The following is a 16,085-nucleotide window of genomic DNA, read 5'->3' on the forward strand; positions in this document are numbered from 1 at the left end:
TCGTCGCGACCGCAAGCGGAGCGCAGCCCGAACGAGAGGTGAATGCCTTGACGAGCAAGAGCGAAGCGCGCAGCGAGGCGAAGCCGAGCGGAGTCACCAAGGTCGGTCGGTACGACAACGCCTTCGAGGTGGCGGAGTGGCATCGCTCGCCGCCAACCGGCACGCGCTGCGAGCCGGTGAAGCTCGCGACGCCCGATCGCGCGATCTCGCACGGCTGGCTCTACTCGCGTGGCGGCGAGGACACCGTGGTGTGCCTCATGCACCCGCGCGCGAACTTCTCGCGGCACTACGCGGTGCCGGGCCTCGTCGACGCGGGCTTCGCTGTGCTGTGCCAGAACTCGCGCTGGCTGAACAACGACTCGACGCTCGTGCACGAGCGCGTGCTGCTCGACGTGGCCGAGGGCGTGAAGTTCGCGCGCTCGCGCTTCTCGCGCGTGGTCTTGTTAGGCAATTCCGGCGGCGGCTCGCTCTACACGTTCTACCTGAGCCAAGCGCTCGCCCCGAGCGGCGCGCGCCTGCGCGACCTGCCTTGGGGCGAGGCACTCGACCTCAACCAGTTCGAGATGCCCCGCGCGGACTTGATGGCGTACGTCGCCGCGCACCCCGGCGAGGGGCACTACCTGCTGCACGCGATCGATCCGTCGCTCGTGGAGGAGGGCAACGCGCTCTCGTGCGACGCCGAGCTCGACATGTACGAGCCCGCGAACGGCTTCGCGGCGCCTCCGCTGTCGAGCGCCTACTCGCGCGAGTTCCTCGCCCGCTACCGCGCAGCGCAGCAGGCCCGCGTCGCACGCATCGATGCCATCGCGCGCACGCGCCTCGCCGCGAAGTCCGCCGCGCGCGAGCGCGCCGCGAAGACAGGCTCCGTCGCGGATCGGCGTGCTGCCACGATCACCGACTTCATGCTGCTCTATCGCACGGACGCCGATCCGCGTTATGTCGATCTCTCGATCGATCCCTCGCGGCGCGACTACGGCTCACTCTGGGGACGCCGGCCCGACATCATCAACTACGGCGCGGTCGGCTTCTCGCGCGTCGTCTCGCCCGAAGCCTGGCTCTCGACGTGGTCGGGCAACACGTCGCGAGCGGAGATCGCGCACACCGGCGCGCGCATGACGCTGCCCGCGCTCGTCGTTCAGTACGACGGCGACAACGCGATCTTCCCGAGCGACACCGACCTCATCGCGAACAGCCTCGCCTCGAAGGACGTGACGCGCCGCGCGGTGCCGGGCGACCACTACGGCTTCCCCGCCGACCAGGGCCGCGACGGCGCGATCGAGGAGGTGATCGCGTGGCTGCGGCGCAAGGCGTGACGCGATGAGCGCCGCGCTCAGCGAGGTCGCGACCTACTCGCGCCGCGTGCGCGCCTCGGCCGAGCGCGTGTGGGAAAACGTGCATGACTGGGAGCACCTCCCGACTCTGCACGCCGCCTCGTTCCGCAGCATTCGCTGCGCGCGCGCCGATGCGAACGGCTGGCGCGCGCAGATCGGCCTCGCGAACGGCGGCGAGATCGCGCTCGAGCTGAGCCTCGAGTCCGATCGCCGCTCCTATCACTCGCGCACGGTCGGCGGCCCGGGCGCCGGCACCGACATCTTCACGCGCGTCACCGAAGTCGGCGCACACGCCACCGACATCGCGGTGGCGTTTCTCGCGCCGAACGTTCCGGCTGACGCGGTGAGCAAGCTCGGCGCAGCCTTCGTGCAGCTCTACACGCGGCTCTGGGACGAGGACGAGGCGATGATGCAGCACCGGCAGGCGTTCCTGGATGGTGTCGCGCCGCGCCCGCCGCGCCCAGGCGCGCGCGCGCCGAAGCTGTTAGGCCGCGCCGATGCACTGCGCGCGCAGCTGCCCCTCGCGGTGGACGTCGCCGGAGACGCCTGGCTCGTGCGCGAGCACGCGGGCCGCCTCGTCGCGCACGCCGTCGCGTGTCCGCACTGGGGCGCCTCGCTCGCGAGCGCGCGCATCGAAGAGAACGCGGTGATGTGCCCGTGGCACGGCTATCGCTTCGACCTCGCGAGCGGGCGCGGGCCCGCCGCACAACGTTGCCGTATGCCGGCGCGCGCAGAGGTGCGCGTGACGGAGCGCGGCGAAGCCTGGCTGGTGATCTCGTGACGAGCCGTAACAACCCGCGCAAACCGAGGTCCGTCGCGACGGCAGCCTCGATCGAAGGCCCCCTCTTCGGAAAACGCATCCTCGTGATCGGCGGAAGCCGCGGCATTGGCTTCGCCACCGCGCGCCTCGTCGCCGCCCACGGCGCGCACGTCGTGATTTCCGCGCGCCGCAAGCCCGTGCTGCAGGACGCCCTCGTCGCGCTCGAGCGCGAAGTCCCCGGCGCCTCCCTCGACGCGATTCTCTGCAACGGCGCGAATGCGAAGCAGGTGCGGCGCGCCGTCGACTTCGTCGCGGACGGCGGTGGCCTCCACGCGCTCGTGTGCATTCCCGGCGCGGGCACGTTCTCGCCGCTGCTCGCGATGGACGACGCCGCGTTCCGCGGCGACCTCGAGGCCAACGCGATGCCGGCGTTCTTCGCGGTGAAGTACGGCGGCCGCGCGATCGCACGCAGCGGCGGCGGCTCGATCGTGCTGATGTCCTCGAACTCCGCGGCGTTCTCGAACCGCTACCTCGGCGGCTACGGCGCCGCGAAAGCCGCGGTCGACTACCTCGCGCGCGTCGCGGCCGACGAGCTCGGCCACCTCGGCGTGCGCGTCAACTCGATTCGCCCCGGCATCACGCGCACGGACGGCACCGAGTTCCTCGCGTCCACGCCGCACTTGTTGGGGCAGTTCCTCGCGCAGCAGCCGCTGAACCACCTCGGCGAGCCCGGCGAAGTCGCCGACGCGATCCGCTTCCTGGTAGGCCCCGAGTCGCGCTGGATCACGGGACAGAATCTCACGATCGACGGCGGCCACTCGCTGCGCGCGTTCCCGGCGCTCGACGAAATCGCACGCGGCGCGATCGGCGCGGAGCGCTTCGAGGCGGCGCAGCGCGGCACGCTGGATGACTGACCGAGGGCTCACGCACGTCGCGCTGCCCGTCACGAACATCGCCGCGAGCGTCGCCTTCTACGCGAAGTACGCGGCGATGCGCGTCGTGCATCAGCGGGTCGACGCGAGCGACGGGCGTGAGGTGGTGTGGCTCACGGACGGCACGCGCCCGTTCGTGATCGTGCTGATCCAGGCCGACAAGGTCGCCGCGCCGCTGCTGCCGATCGCGCATCTCGGCGTCGGCTGCGCCTCGCGCGACGAGGTCGATCGCTTCGTCGCGGAGGCGCGCGCGGAGCAGCGCCCCGTGTGGGGGCCGACCGATTCAGGCCCGCCGGTCGGCTACTGGGCGCTGATCAGCGACCCCGACAACCACACGCTCGAGCTGTCGCACGGCCAGGAGATCGGACTCGCCACGCTTCGCGGCTGAATCGCGAGCCTGCGCAGCTAACGTCCTCGCGATGCGCGCGCGTGAACTCGCATGAGCTGGCTCGGACTCGTCGCGATCTTCGCGCTGATCCTGTTGAACGCGTACTTCGTCGCCACCGAGTTCGCGCTCGTCGCGGTGCGGCGCAGCCAGGTGCAGCTTTGGAAGAGCGAAGGCGTGCCCGGCGCCGCTTCGGTCGCGCGCACACTCGACCGTCTCGACGACGCGATCGCGGCGACGCAGCTCGGCATCACGCTCGCGAGCATCGGCCTCGGATTCCTCGGGGAGCCGGCGCTCGCAGACCTCCTCTCTCCGCTCGTCGCCGACCTCGGCGCGGACTCTCAGGCCACGGCGCACGCGATCGCCATCGGCATCGCCTTCACGTTCGTGACGTTCCTCCACGTCGTCGTGGGCGAGCTCGCACCCAAGGCGCTCGCGCTCGACCGCCCCGGCCCCGTCGCGCTGATCTGCGCGCGCCCGCTGTTGCTGTTCGGCGCGCTCTTCCGCCCGCTGATCAGCGTGATGAACCGCGCGGGCAACCTCCTCGTGCGCGCGATCGGCGTGCCGCCTGCGGGCCACGGCGAGAAGTCGCACTCGGTGGCCGAGCTCGCGCTGCTCGTGCGCGAGGCCGGCGACGCGGGTCAGCTGCGCAGCGACGCGGCACAGATGCTCGGCAACCTGTTCCGCATCACCGACAAGACCGTGGCCGACGTGCTGATCCCTCGCGATCAGGTGAAGGCGATCCCGCGCAACATGGCGATGGACGACATGCTCGACCTCGTGCGCGAGGAGGGCTTCACGCGCTTTCCCGTCTACGACGGCACGCTCGACAACATCGTGGGCGTGCTGCACGCGAAGGACGTGTTCTACCTGCACTCGCTCTCGCTGCTCGTGATCCTCGACGACGCGCTGCGCCCGCACCAAGAGATCGCGCCGGACGTCTCGCTCGCCGACGCGCTGCGCCTGTTCCGCCGCGAGCGCCGCCACCTCGCCGTCGTGCGCGGCGCCGAAGGCAAGGTGCTCGGCATCATCACGCTCGAGGACGTGCTCGAGCAGATCGTCGGCGCCATCGAGGACGAGCAAGACATGGAAGAAGCGCAGGCGCCGATGGAGCTGAGTTAGCTGGTGCGCATCACGCGGCCGCGATTGTCACGCATCTCCCGCATCCACCATTGCACCGACCAGTCGTCGTCCGTGACGAACCGCTTGTGCGACGCGATCTCCATCAGCATCTCGTGATCGGGCTCGAGGAGACGCTCGACGAACGCGATGAGGTGGTCCGCGATCTCGGGAAAGTCGAAGCCGTCGTGCTCGAAGCGGAAGACACGACCGGCGACTGCGCCAGTCGTCGGGAGGTGCAGATAGTTGCCCGTCCGGGGTTGCTCTCCGAAGACGACACAATCGCCTACCCAAGGCGGGACGAACTCGGCCAGGTCCGGAGCATCCTCAAACCACGCGCGAAACTCAGCTTTGAGCTCGTCCCACTCTCCCGGACTGGCGATGCGGAAAGCGACATCGTCGGTCGCGTCTCTGTAGAACTCGACGCTGCCGAACGTGTCGTAGAAGTCTCTCAGACTTCCGAGGTCAGGCAGACCGCCGGACCCCACTGAAGGAGAGACCTCGTGGTGGAACGCGACCACCTTGGTCTCCCCGGGAGAACGGATTAGCTCGCAGATGAACTCTCCCGCGTGCTCGCGAACGGCAGCGTCGAGCGAGGGGAGTCTCATTCGGGTCCCTTCCCGTCGAACAACATCTTCTGCGCGTAGAGCGTGTCCACGTACTCCTTCACCGCGCAGATGCGGCCGCCGCGAATGCGGAACGCCCAGTGGTAGTAGTTGCGATACGCGGCGCCCCTCGCGGTGCGCGCGGTCATCACCATCTGCAGCGCGACCCAATCCTCGTCCGCGACGATCGCCTCGACCTCGATTCCGAACGGCACCGTCGTGTCGTAGAGCCCGATGCCGCTGCCCATCAGCTCCAGCACCGCGGCTTTGCCTTGCCTGAGTCCGCCGAGCGGTGAGGACGGCGGCACCCACCACGTCACGTCCTCGGTAAAGAGCTCCGGCAGCTTCGGATCGCCGCTCGCCATCGCGCGCAGGTAGTCGCGCACCAACTGTTTGTTCGCGTCGCTCATCGCGTCCTCTCCCGCAGGGCGAGCACGATACAGTCGGCCGCTTCGTGAGGAGGCCGCGATGTCCGCACGCGCGATCGATCTGTGGGTGAACGTGACGATGGGCGAGCAAGAGCCGCCCGAGTTTCTCGTGCGCGTGAAGGAGGACTACTTCAAGGGCGGCGACGACTTCTTCCAGAACATCGAGCCCGATCGACTGATCGCGGACATGGACGAGGCGGGCGTCGAGAAGGCGGTCGTGACGCTCGACGCGACGAATCCATCGAAGCACGCGCTGCGCTTCGCCGCGAAGCACCCGGGCCGCGTGTTCTACTCCTTGAGCGTGCGGCCGACGGGACGCATGCAGGAGGTGTGGGACCTCGAGGCGCTCACCAAGAGCGAGCCCGTCGCGATGGCGCGCGTGGTGCCGTTCACGACCGACACGCCGCCGAGCCATCCCAACTACTACCCGCTCTACGTGAAGTGCATCGAGCTCGATCTGCCCGTCTCGATCAACACGGATCTGCCGGGCCCGCCCGTCCCCGGCGAGTGCCAGGACCCGCTGCACCTCGACCGCGTGTGCGTGCAGCTGCCCGAGCTGAAGATCTGCATGGCGCACGGCGCGGATCCGTGGTGGAGCGTCGCGATCCGCTTGATGATCAAGTACAAGAACCTCCACCTAATGACTTCCGCGTACGCGCCGAAGTACCTCCCGCCGGAGCTGATCCACTTCATGAACACGCGCGGCCAGGACAAGATCCTGTTCGCGTCGGATCACCCGGTGCTCTCGTTCAAGCGCTGCATCGCAGAGGCGCAGAAGCTCGATCTGCGGCCCGGCGTGCTCGACAAGTACCTGCGCGCCAACGCCGAGCGGCTGTTCTTCTCGCCGCGACGTGCGCGCTGATGGCGGCAAGGAAGACGGCGTCGAAGCCGCGCAAGGCGGGCGCCGCGAAGCAGCGCCTCACGCCGCGCGGCGCCGCGAGCGGCCCCGTCCCGAGCGCGATGCCGCTCGATCCGCGCGGGCCGGAGCTTGCGTCCCTGACGGCTGCGGTCGAGGCCGCCGGCGGTGCGGCGCTCGGCGCATACCGCGACCCTCAGGGAGATCACCCCGTGCTGCTCGCCTCGCTCCCGCGCGAGAAGGTCGAGCCCACGCCGTTTCAACGCGACCTCTCGCCAACGCACGCGAAGCGACTCGCGGAGAAGATCGCCGAGACCGGTGCGTTCCTCGATCCGATCATCGCGGTGCTGGCACCGGACGGGGCGAGCTTCTGGACCCCGAACGGGCGCCACCGCCTCGCGGCCAGCAAGGTGCTCGGCCAGCGCGCGATCACCGCGCTCGTCTCGCCTGACGCCGACCTCGCCTTCCGCATCCTCGCGCTCAACACCGAGAAGGCGCACAACCTGCGCGACCGCGCGCTGGAGGCGATCCGCATGGCGCGCGCGCTCGCGGAGCGCGACGCGAAGGCGAAGGAGTCAGCGTACGCGGCGCAGCTCGAGGCGCCGGAGCTGCTCACGCTCGGCATCGTGTACGAGCGCGAGGGCCGCTTCGCCGGCGGCGCGTATGGCTCGTTGTTACGGAAGACCGATCGCTTCGCGGACGACGCCCTCGCCAAGTCGCTCACACAGCGCGCCGGCCTCGCCGCGCGCCTGCTCGAGATCGACGCCGAGGTGAAGCGCGTGCTGAAGGCGCTCGAGGCGCGCGGCTTCAAGTCGCCGTACCTGCGCAACTACGTCGTCGCGCGCATCAACCCCGTGCGCTTCGAGCGCGTCAAGCCGGGCGAGCGCTCGAAGACGCCGCTCGCGGCGGCGCTCACCAAGATGCTCGCGAGTGCGAAGAAGTTCGATGTGGGGAGCGTGAAAGATCGCGACGTGGCGCTCGTCGCGGCGGCGAGCAGCGACTAGCCGCGAGCAAGCGGCGCATCGCCGCGCGCAGCGAGGCGAAGTCCTCGAAGCCGAGCGGAGGTAACAATCGGCAAGCGGCGCATCGCCGCGCGCAGCGAGGCGAAGTCCTCGAAGCCGAGCGGAGTCAACAATCGGCAAGCGGAGCATCGCGGCGCGCAGCGAGGCGAAGTCCTCGAAGCCGAGCGGAGGAAACAAGGATGGACGATCGCGTGCGCTCCCTGCTTCTCGTCGCCGCGCTGCTTGGCGCCGCGGGCGTCGCGCTCGGCGCCTTCGGCGCGCACGGTCTCAAGTCGCGCCTCGACGCGCAGCAGCTCGCGGTGTGGGAGACCGCGGTGAAGTACCACCTCATTCACGCCGCCGCGCTGCTCGCGCTCGCGCTCTCGCCCCACGCGCCCCAGCTGCGCGGTGCGGGCTGGTGCTTCGCAGCGGGCATCGTGCTCTTCTCGGGCTCGCTCTACGCGCTCAGCCTCGGCGGCCCGCGCTTGTTGGGGCCCGTCACGCCGATCGGCGGCCTCGCGCTGATCGCGGGCTGGCTGTGGCTCGCGAGGGCGGCGATCACGCGCGGCTGAGGCTCACTTCAGCTGGACCCCGCTGAGCACCTCCGCATTCCCCTCCGTCCACGTCGTCACGAGCTGCCGCACCGCGATGCGCCAGCCGGCGGGCGTGCGCTCCCACTCGTCGAGGTAGTGGCCGCCGACCGTGTAGCGCTCGCCGTTCTTCACGTGCTCGGCACACAGGTAGGTCTTCGAAGTCGCGCGGTTGCCGGCGAGCTTCACGTCCGCGGTGCCGAGGCGGTGCTGGCTCAGATCGAGCGGATCGAGGGCGTTCGCGCAGTAGCGGCCCGCTTCCACCACGCCGGTGATCCACTCGGCGTCGCCGTACTTCACGCGCACGTCGCGCTTCATGCACTCGGCGAGGCGCGCGTAGCTCTTCGTGTCGAGCGCGTGGCCATAACAAATGATGCCGTCCTCGATCGCGCGTCGGTCGGCCAGCTCGCGCACCAGCTGCGCGAGCGCTGCGCCAACGTCGCTCGCGCGGCGCGCCTTCGGCTTCTTCGCATTGCCCTTCACCGCCCGCCTCTTCTTCTGCGCCGCCATCGCTCGCCTCCTTCGTGGTGGCGTAGGATGCGGTCCCATGTCGACGATGCGCTACGGCGCCAAGCTCAACGTCCTGCTCGTCACGAAGGGCCACCCCTTCGCACGCGATGCCTTCCACGCCATGTTCGACGCGATCCCCGACTGCGCGGTGACCGCGGTCGAGCACCCCGCGGCCGAGGTGTTCTTCAGCCCCGCACTCGCGGCGCCCTACGACGCGATCGTGCTCTACGACATGCCGGGCATCGACTTCGCGAAGCGCAGCCCCCTCGGCACCGTCGCGCCGAGCGAGGCCCTGAAGCGCGGCTGGCGCGCGCTGCTCGCGGGCGGCAAAGGCATCGTGTTCCTCCACCACGCGATCGCCGGCTGGCCCACGTGGCCCGAGTACGGCGAGTGGACGGGCGCGCGCTTCCTCTACGCGCCCGGCGAAGCGCGCGGCGTGAAGTATCCCGACTCCGGCTACCGCCACGACGTGAAGCACGTCGTCACGCCGGTGGACCCGAAGCACCCGGTCTTCGCTGGCATCGAGAGCGGCTACGAGATCAGCGACGAGCTCTACCTGTGCCCCGTGTTCGAGGAGCTCGTCACACCGCTCGCGCGCAGCTCGCACGCGTTCGTGCCTGAGAACTTCTACAGCGCCGCGGCGGCGATCGCGGGCAAGATGTTCACGAACGAGGGCTGGACGCATCCACGCGGCTCCAACCTCGCCGCGTGGGCGCAGCGCATCGGCAAGAGCCAGACCGCGACGATCCTCGGCGGCGACGGACCCGCGGCCTACGAGAATCCGGGCCTGCGCAGGCTGCTCGAGAACACGATTCGCTGGGTGGCCGCGGAGACGAAGCGCATCCGCGACGCGGCGTAGTGGGAGTTCACTCAGATGTCCGCGACCACCACACGCAGAGGTTCGGCATGCATGGAGGCCACTGCTTGATCTCCGCACGGCTTCGCCTCGCTGCGCGCTGCGCTTGCTGATGCACGTCCGCGAGCTCTTCAACCTGAGCGGGCGCAGCGCACTCGTTACCGGCGCGAGCCGCGGCATCGGGCGCTGGATCGCGGAGGGGCTCGCCGAGGCGGGCGCGCACGTGTTCGTCGCGTCGCGCAAGCTCGCCGCGTGTGAGGAGGTCGCCGCGGCGATTCGCGCGAGCGGCGGGCGCGCGACCGCGTGCGAGCTGAACGTCGCGGACCCCGCTTCGATCGACGCGTGCGTCGCCGGCGTTCTCGCGAAGACGCTGCGACTTCACGTCCTCGTGAACAACGCGGCGATCGCGTGGGCGGCGCCGACGCTCGAGTTTCCGCTCGAGGCCTGGGACAACAGCTTCGCCGTGAACGTGCGCGGCCCGTTCTGGCTCGCGCGCCAAGTCGCGCGGAATATGCGCGACAAAGGTGGTGGCTCGATCGTGAACGTGAGCTCGCTGAACGCGTTCTTCGGCGCGAGCGAGGGCGAGCAGCCGATCGCGGCGTACATGGCGAGCAAGGGCGCAGTCGAGGCGATGACGCGCGACCTCGCGCTGAAGCTCGCCGAGCACCGCATCCGCGTGAACTCGCTCGCGCCCGGGCCGTTCGACACGGACATGCTGAATCACCTGCGCCGCGACCCCGCCGCACTCGCGCACCACAACGCGCAGGTGCCGCTCGGCCGACCCGGCGGCGCGGACGACATCAAAGGCGCGGCGCTGTTCCTCGCGAGCGACGCGAGCGCATTCGTCACGGGCGCGTGTCTGCGCGTCGATGGCGGCGTGAGCGCGGTGTACCCCGTGCGAAAGCGGAGTTGAGCGTGGACGCAGCGCTGCGCGTGCAGCTCGCGGATGCGAGCCATCTCGTCGCAGTTCAGGGCGACACACTCGCTGGGCGGCTCGAGTTCTTCGTCGCCCCACCGTTCGAGCTCGTGCTCTTCCATCCCACGCACGTCGAAGCCGCGGCGCTCGCTCGAGTCGTCAGCGCGCTTGCCACCGCCGCGAGGTCGCACGCGGCCGGGCTCGGAGCCGCGCGGCTTCGCTGGATCCTCGAAGACCGCGGCGACCACGCGGAGGCGCTCGTCGCGCTCGCTCCGCAGCTCGGCTTCAGCCACGACGTGACGAAGGTGCTCGTGCGCGCCCCGATCGAACGAGTCGTCGCAGCTGGCGGCGCGGCGCTGCGGGCAAAGACCGTGCTCTCGCCCGCGCGCGGCTCGAAAGACCCTGAGCTGATCGAAGCGCTCGCGGAAGTGTTGGCGACGTCCGTTACGGAGTCCGATCGCAAGACGGACGCGACAGAGTTCCTCGCGCAGATGGAGGAGCGCTGCCGGGCCGACGAGGTGTTCTTCCCCGAAGACTGGCAGCTCGCCCGCGTCGGCGAGCGCGCGGCTGGGTTCGTGCTGCCCGCGTTTGCCGACCGAAGCCGCCAGCCGGCGACGAATCTCTACCTCGGCGTGCTGCCGTGGGCGCGCTCGCGCGGCCTCGCGCAGGCGATGGCGTCGCGCGGCATGCGCGCAATGCAGGGGCGCGGCGCGACTCGCTACGTCGACTCCTGCGACGTGCGCAACGCACCGATGCGCAGCGTCTTCGCGCGCCTCGGCTGCAGTCGCATCGCGACGCAAACGATCTTCACCGCCCCGGTGATCGCCTAATGACTGAACTCAGTAGCGATGCCCCGCGATCTCGGCGCCCTGCTCTGCGAGCCGCTCCAGCACGCGCTCGCGCAGCTGCGCCGTCGCGATCTTCTGGGAGCCGGTGAGCGCCACGTCGCGCGCGTCGAAGGCGAGCACGAGGCGCGGCTGCTTGTAGGCGGCGAGCTGCGGGCGCAGGAATTCGCGCAGCGCGGCGAGGTCGAGCGCGCGCGCGCGGACGCCCTCGGTCGTCACCACGCACAGCACGAGCACCTCGCCGAGGGTCGGGTGCGGCACACCGAGCGCGTGCGCGGACTGAACGCCGGGATACGCCGCGAGCTTCTCCTCCACTTCGAGTGGAGACACGTTCGCGCCGCCGGTCTTGATGAGACCCGTCAGGCGACCGCGCCAATGAAGGCAGCCGTCCCCATCGATCCAGCCGGCGTCACCGCTGCGGTAGAAACCCTCGCTGTCGAAGCACTCCGCGGGTGGCGTCTTCCAGTAGCCGAGCATCAGCGTCGGCCCGCGCAGCGCGATCTCGCCGTGCTCCCCGCGAGGCAGCGCGGGGCCGCCGCCAGGCGCGACGATGCGCACGTCGTTGCCCGGGAGCGGCGGCCCGTGCGAGGCGTGGCGCCGCTCGGCAGGCGCGCGCGCGGGCCACGCGCTCGCGAGCGTGAACGTCTCGGTCGTGCCGTAGGAGCCGTACGTGCCCCACTCGTCGCGCGCGAGCGGGACGAGCTTCGCGAGCGCGCCCGCGAACTCGACTTTGCGCACGCGCGAGAGATCGCGCTGCGCCGCGGTCGGGTGTTCCGCCATCGCCTTCTCTTGGTGCGGCCAGGCGTGCACGGTGGTCGCGCGCTCGGCATCGATCAGCGCGAGCGCTGCGCCGGGCTCGAAGGTCTCCTGCAGGAGAAGCGTCCCGCCCGCGGCGAGCGTCGCACCGAGCGACATGGCGATGCCCGCCGTCCAGAAGAACGGCTGCGCGGTGAACACGCGGTCGTCGCTCGTCAGGTCCATCAGCTCCGCGAAGCGCCAGCTCTGGATCACGGGAGCCCGCTGGCGATGCAGCACACCTTTCGGGCGCGCGGTCGTGCCCGAGGTGTAGATGAGCATGCCCGGATCCTCGGGCGCGGTCGCTGCGATGCGTGCGCCGATCTCCGCATCGAGCGCACGATCTGCCGGGAGCGCGCGGGTGTCTCCCCAACAACTCACGAGGCGCAAGCGCGGCGGAAGCGGCTCGCGCGCGAGCTCCGCCGCGAAGTCGCGGCCGAGCAGCGCGCGCTGATGGAGCAGCGCCACCGCGTCGCTGTGGTCGAGCAGGTACGCGCGCTCCTCCGGCGTCGCGAACGTGCTGAGTGGCACCACCACCGCGCCCGCGAGCGCGGCGCCGAACATCGCGACGGCGAACTCAGGGCGATTCGCGAAGAGCAGCGCGACGTGCTCGCCGCGCGCCACACCCGCGGCGATCAGCCCGCGCGCCACTGCGCGCGCTTCGTCGCGCAGCTGCGCGTACGTGATGCTGCGCCCCTCGCAGCGCAACGCCGTGCGCGAAGCATGGCGCGCGGCGACGTCTTCGAGGAAGCGCGAGAGCGTCAAGCGCGAAGCATCGGGCTGGAGAGCGAGACCGAGCCCCGCCTCAGCCATCGAGCCCGCCGAGTGCCGCGTGCAACATGCCGCCATCGCACGGGATCGCGACGCCCGTAATGAATCCCGCCGCGGGCGAAGCGAGGAACGCGACGAGCGCGCCGATGTCGGCGGGCGTGCCGAGCCGCGCGACGGGCGTCTGCGCGATGGAGCGCTCGCGCAGGTGCTCGGGCATCGAGAGCACGAGCGGCGTCGCGATCAGCCCGGGCATGACGGCGTTGGCAGTGACGCCGCCGCGGCCGAACTCCTGCGCGACGCTCTGCGTGAACGCGATCACGCCAGCCTTGCTGGCGGAGTAAGCGGGCTGCCCGAGCGATGGTGTCATCGCGGCGACGCTCGAGATGTTGATCACGCGCCCCCAGCCGCGCGAGGCCATCGCCGGCACGAACGCACGGACCGTGTGGAACATGCCCGTGAGGTTCACGCGCAGCTCGTGATCCCACGCGTCAGGCTTCATGTCCGCGATGCGCGCGATGTTGTTCACGATGCCGGCGTTGTTGACGAGCACGTCCACCGGCCCGAGCGCGCGCGCCACCTCTTCCGCGACGCGCAGCACGGCCTCGGCGTCCGCGACATCGACCTGCAGCGCGAGCGAGCGGCGCCCGAGCGCGCGCACGGCCTCGCTGGTGGGCGTCTCCTCGTCCGCCCCGGACGTGCGCGAGCGCAGGCGGTAGTACCGCTCGCCGCGGAACGGCTCGGGGTGCGCGTCGGCGATCGCGACGTCGGCGCCCGCCTCCGCCAGCGCGAGCGCGATGCCGCGGCCGATGCCGCGCGCGCCGCCCGTAACGACTGCGACCTTGCCGGCGAGCGGCTGCGAATCGAAGGACATCACTCACTCCCTGGCTGCGACATTTTGGCCCGGCCGAAATGACCGGTGGAACAAAACGGCCCGGCCGAAACGTTCGCCCTGGTCACGCGCTCGGCAGCGCGATCTCCGCGTCGCCGCTCGCCATCACTTCGTCGCGCTGGTTCGTCATCACGACGCGCAGCGTCGCGATGCTGCGCCCGCTGCGGCGATCCTCGGCGAGCTCGATCACCTCGCCGTTCAGAAACGTCACGTCGCCGGTCAGCGCCGGTGCGCGATACGACATCTTGCTGTGCAGGACGTCGGCCCACTCGCCCGCCCAGTTCGCGAGGTAGTCGAGGATCCACGCGCCCATCGAGGCGCCGTAGCCGTAGCTGCGCGGCATGCCGATCACCTGCGCGTAGCGGTCCTGCACGTGACCGCGCGAGGGGCCGTAGTAGAGACCGTCGGAGTAGCTCGGGTCGATCTTCGCGCCCTCGAGGTCGCGGCTCATCTCCGGCAGCCAGCCCGCGCGCCACAGCGAGGTGGGCCCGCCGCTCTCGGCGAACGCGCCCCACACGCTCATCAGAAACGCGCGCCACTCCGTGCTGAAGCTCGCGAGCGTGTGCGGCCCGATCGGGCGCGCGGCGAGCTTGTCGCCCTTCTTCACGTACAGCCGCTTCTCGTGCCCGAGGTCGAGGAACGAGCGGTAGTACTCGAACTTCTGCTTCTCGATCTCGCGCAGCTCGGCGTCCGTCCACGTCTTCTCGCGGTTCGCGTCGAACTGGCCGCGCTCGCGCGCGTCGTTCGGGCGATAGCGGATCGAGGTCGAGCGCTGCTTGCACACGATCTCGCCGCGGCCGTTCACGTAGGTCGTATCGCCGCGCGAGAACATCGTCGGCCCCGCGAACTTCGTCTGCGTGAGCTTGTAGTCGAACAGCATGCGCTCGTGGCGGAACGTGTCGCCGGGGTAGATACGCGGCCCGAAGAACCACCACTCGTCGCCGCCGAACAGCATGTGCGTGCCCTTGATCGTGCCTTGGATCGCGGGCGCGGCGCCGTGCGAGTCGTCCGTGCACACCGCGAAGGAGAGCGGCGCGACGAGGCGGCCGAAGCGGCTCTGCGCGGCGTAGCGCTCGTCGAAGAACAGCGGGTTCGGGTTCTGCATCGCCTGCGTCCAGCGCCGCACGTCGTTCGCGCCGACCGGATCCTTCAGCTCGCCGCCGCCGAGCGGCACTCCGATCCAGCGATCCACGTCACTCGTGTCGAAATCGACGTCGGCTGCCATCGCAGGTGCCTCTTCGCGCGCGCTGTTCGGCGGGTTCTGCGGGCGGCGCACCGCGGACCCGCTTGGCCCCTCACCGTATCACGGCGAGCTCGCGAGCTTGGGAGGCGCAGCGCGTTGGGTGAGAATGCGCGCGAGCGGAGATGACCATGCCGGGCGCGAACGAGCAGGCTGCGACTCCGCTGACCGTGGCTGCGTTCGCGCGCGCCTGCGCGGCGCGCAGCGGCGAGGCGCGGCTGCTCGCGCATGCGGACGGCCGTGTGCTCACGTACGCGGAGGCCGACGCGCGCTCGCGTCGCATCGCGCGGGGCCTGCTCGCGAGCGGCATCGGCAAGGGCGCGCGCGTGGGCCTGTTGCTGCCGAACGGGCCCGACTGGGTCGTGGCGTGGCTCGCGGCGGCGCGCATCGGCGCGCTCGTCGTGCCGATCAACACGTTCTATCAGGCGCGCGAGCTCGGCTTCGCGCTGCGCCACGCCGACGTCGCGCTGCTGCTCACCTGCGCGCGCTTCCTCGGCAACGACTACCTCGATCGCCTCGAGCGAGCCGCGCCGAGCCTCGGGGAGCAGCGCGGCGCGCCGCTCTTCGCCCCCGAGTTGCCGTTCCTGCGGGAAGCTCGCGTGTGGCAGAGCGACGGCCGCGAGCGCACGTGGACGAGCGGAGGCGCGGCGGCGCTCGAGGTGTTAGGCGCGGGCGTGAGCGAGGCGATCCTCGAGGCCGCGGAGCGCGAGGTCGCGCCCGCGGATCCGATGGTCGCGATCTACTCCTCGGGCAGCACCGGCGAGCCCAAGGGCGCGATCCATGCGCACGGCGCGGTGCTGCGGCATGCGCGCAATCTGAACGCGTATCGCGACATCCTCGCGAGCGACCGGATGTACTCCCCGATGCCGTTCTTCTGGGTGGGCGGCTTCGTGTTCTCGCTGCTCGCCGTGATGCACGCGGGCGCATCGCTCGTCACCGAAGACGCCTTCGAGCCCGGCGCGACGCTCGCGCTGCTCGAGCGCGAGCGCGCGACCCTCGTCTCCGGCTGGCCGCACTACGGCAGCGCGCTCGCGGAGCACGGCGACTTTGCGAAGCGCGATCTGCGCGCGATCCGCGGCGGCAACCTCTACGCCGTGCTGCCCGCCGAGAAGCGGCCCGCCGATCTCGGGCTGCGCGCGACGGGCCTCGGCATGACCGAGACGTGCGGCCCGCACACGATGGGGCACATCGACGAGGTTCTGCCCGAGCGCCTGCGCGGCTCGTTCGGGCGACCCGTGCCCGGAGTCCTGCACAAG

The 16,085-nt window shown here is 70.6% G+C and carries 18 protein-coding genes; 12 read left to right on the forward strand and 6 right to left on the reverse strand.

Annotation, left to right across the window (positions count from 1 at the left end):
• The first annotated feature begins 47 nt into the window (after positions 1 to 47).
• From FJ091_12520 to FJ091_12540, 5 genes are read left to right on the forward strand one after another with little or no spacing between them, the layout of a single operon-like run.
• Positions 48 to 1,313, forward strand: a complete 1,266-nt coding sequence (locus FJ091_12520; GenBank protein MBM4384177.1) for an alpha/beta hydrolase — start codon at positions 48 to 50, stop codon at positions 1,311 to 1,313.
• A gap of 4 nt (positions 1,314 to 1,317) precedes the next feature.
• Positions 1,318 to 2,112, forward strand: coding sequence for a Rieske (2Fe-2S) protein (locus FJ091_12525; GenBank protein MBM4384178.1), 795 nt, complete (start codon positions 1,318 to 1,320; stop codon positions 2,110 to 2,112).
• Positions 2,109 to 3,005, forward strand: a complete 897-nt coding sequence (locus FJ091_12530; GenBank protein ID MBM4384179.1) for an SDR family oxidoreductase — start codon at positions 2,109 to 2,111, stop codon at positions 3,003 to 3,005. Before FJ091_12525 ends, FJ091_12530 begins: the two co-directional genes overlap by 4 nt.
• Positions 2,998 to 3,411, forward strand: coding sequence for a VOC family protein (locus FJ091_12535; GenBank protein MBM4384180.1), 414 nt, complete (start codon positions 2,998 to 3,000; stop codon positions 3,409 to 3,411). The genes FJ091_12530 and FJ091_12535 overlap by 8 nt, the downstream gene beginning before the upstream one ends.
• Positions 3,412 to 3,462: 51 nt before the next feature.
• The gene (locus FJ091_12540) at positions 3,463 to 4,530 is read left to right on the forward strand and encodes an HlyC/CorC family transporter (protein ID MBM4384181.1); all 1,068 of its coding nucleotides are present in this window, start codon (positions 3,463 to 3,465) and stop codon (positions 4,528 to 4,530) included.
• Here FJ091_12540 and FJ091_12545 read toward each other — a convergent pair.
• Together FJ091_12545 and FJ091_12550 are read right to left on the reverse strand one after the other, a co-directional pair.
• On the reverse strand, positions 4,527 to 5,135 hold the full coding sequence (locus FJ091_12545; protein ID MBM4384182.1) for an SMI1/KNR4 family protein: 609 nt from the start codon (positions 5,133 to 5,135) through the stop codon (positions 4,527 to 4,529). The genes FJ091_12540 and FJ091_12545 overlap by 4 nt on opposite strands.
• Positions 5,132 to 5,542 (reverse strand): nuclear transport factor 2 family protein, encoded by a 411-nt coding sequence (locus FJ091_12550; protein MBM4384183.1) that lies wholly within the window; start codon positions 5,540 to 5,542, stop codon positions 5,132 to 5,134. The genes FJ091_12545 and FJ091_12550 overlap by 4 nt, the downstream gene beginning before the upstream one ends.
• A gap of 58 nt (positions 5,543 to 5,600) precedes the next feature.
• Between FJ091_12550 and FJ091_12555 the strand changes: the two genes are divergently transcribed.
• The 3 genes from FJ091_12555 (at position 5,601) to FJ091_12565 (ending at position 7,989) form a co-directional block, all read left to right on the forward strand.
• On the forward strand, positions 5,601 to 6,422 hold the full coding sequence (locus FJ091_12555) for an amidohydrolase family protein (GenBank protein MBM4384184.1): 822 nt from the start codon (positions 5,601 to 5,603) through the stop codon (positions 6,420 to 6,422).
• Positions 6,422 to 7,420 (forward strand): chromosome partitioning protein ParB, encoded by a 999-nt coding sequence (locus FJ091_12560; protein ID MBM4384185.1) that lies wholly within the window; start codon positions 6,422 to 6,424, stop codon positions 7,418 to 7,420. Before FJ091_12555 ends, FJ091_12560 begins: the two co-directional genes overlap by 1 nt.
• A gap of 197 nt (positions 7,421 to 7,617) precedes the next feature.
• Positions 7,618 to 7,989, forward strand: coding sequence for a DUF423 domain-containing protein (locus FJ091_12565; GenBank protein MBM4384186.1), 372 nt, complete (start codon positions 7,618 to 7,620; stop codon positions 7,987 to 7,989).
• A 3-nt stretch (positions 7,990 to 7,992) separates the two neighbouring features.
• Here FJ091_12565 and FJ091_12570 read toward each other — a convergent pair whose 3' ends face one another.
• On the reverse strand, positions 7,993 to 8,517 hold the full coding sequence (locus FJ091_12570) for a nuclear transport factor 2 family protein (protein MBM4384187.1): 525 nt from the start codon (positions 8,515 to 8,517) through the stop codon (positions 7,993 to 7,995).
• Between the two features lie 37 nt (positions 8,518 to 8,554).
• Between FJ091_12570 and FJ091_12575 the strand changes: the two genes are divergently transcribed.
• The 3 genes from FJ091_12575 to FJ091_12585 all read left to right on the forward strand — a co-directional run bounded on the left by FJ091_12575 (position 8,555) and on the right by FJ091_12585 (position 11,119).
• Positions 8,555 to 9,376: a ThuA domain-containing protein gene (locus FJ091_12575; GenBank protein MBM4384188.1), complete on the forward strand. Its 822-nt coding sequence runs from the start codon at positions 8,555 to 8,557 to the stop codon at positions 9,374 to 9,376.
• A 109-nt stretch (positions 9,377 to 9,485) separates the two neighbouring features.
• Positions 9,486 to 10,286: a glucose 1-dehydrogenase gene (locus FJ091_12580; GenBank protein MBM4384189.1), complete on the forward strand. Its 801-nt coding sequence runs from the start codon at positions 9,486 to 9,488 to the stop codon at positions 10,284 to 10,286.
• Positions 10,287 to 10,288: 2 nt separating this feature from the next.
• The gene (locus FJ091_12585; protein ID MBM4384190.1) at positions 10,289 to 11,119 is read left to right on the forward strand and encodes a GNAT family N-acetyltransferase; all 831 of its coding nucleotides are present in this window, start codon (positions 10,289 to 10,291) and stop codon (positions 11,117 to 11,119) included.
• A gap of 9 nt (positions 11,120 to 11,128) precedes the next feature.
• On the opposite strand, the gene FJ091_12590 is transcribed toward FJ091_12585, so the two are convergent.
• The 3 genes from FJ091_12590 to FJ091_12600 all read right to left on the reverse strand — a co-directional run bounded on the left by FJ091_12590 (position 11,129) and on the right by FJ091_12600 (position 14,814).
• Entirely contained in the window at positions 11,129 to 12,694 is a 1,566-nt protein-coding gene (locus FJ091_12590) for an acyl--CoA ligase (GenBank protein MBM4384191.1), read from the reverse strand.
• Positions 12,695 to 12,734: 40 nt separating this feature from the next.
• Positions 12,735 to 13,571, reverse strand: coding sequence for an SDR family oxidoreductase (locus tag FJ091_12595; GenBank protein ID MBM4384192.1), 837 nt, complete (start codon positions 13,569 to 13,571; stop codon positions 12,735 to 12,737).
• Between the two features lie 82 nt (positions 13,572 to 13,653).
• Positions 13,654 to 14,814, reverse strand: a complete 1,161-nt coding sequence (locus tag FJ091_12600) for a MaoC family dehydratase N-terminal domain-containing protein (GenBank protein ID MBM4384193.1) — start codon at positions 14,812 to 14,814, stop codon at positions 13,654 to 13,656.
• Between the two features lie 146 nt (positions 14,815 to 14,960).
• On the opposite strand from FJ091_12600, the gene FJ091_12605 reads away from it, so the two are divergent.
• The coding region (locus FJ091_12605) for an acyl--CoA ligase (protein MBM4384194.1) at positions 14,961 to 16,085 on the forward strand (1,125 nt) is incomplete at its 3' end.

Source organism: Deltaproteobacteria bacterium, assembly GCA_016875395.1.
GTDB lineage: Bacteria > Myxococcota_A > UBA9160 > UBA9160 > UBA6930 > VGRF01.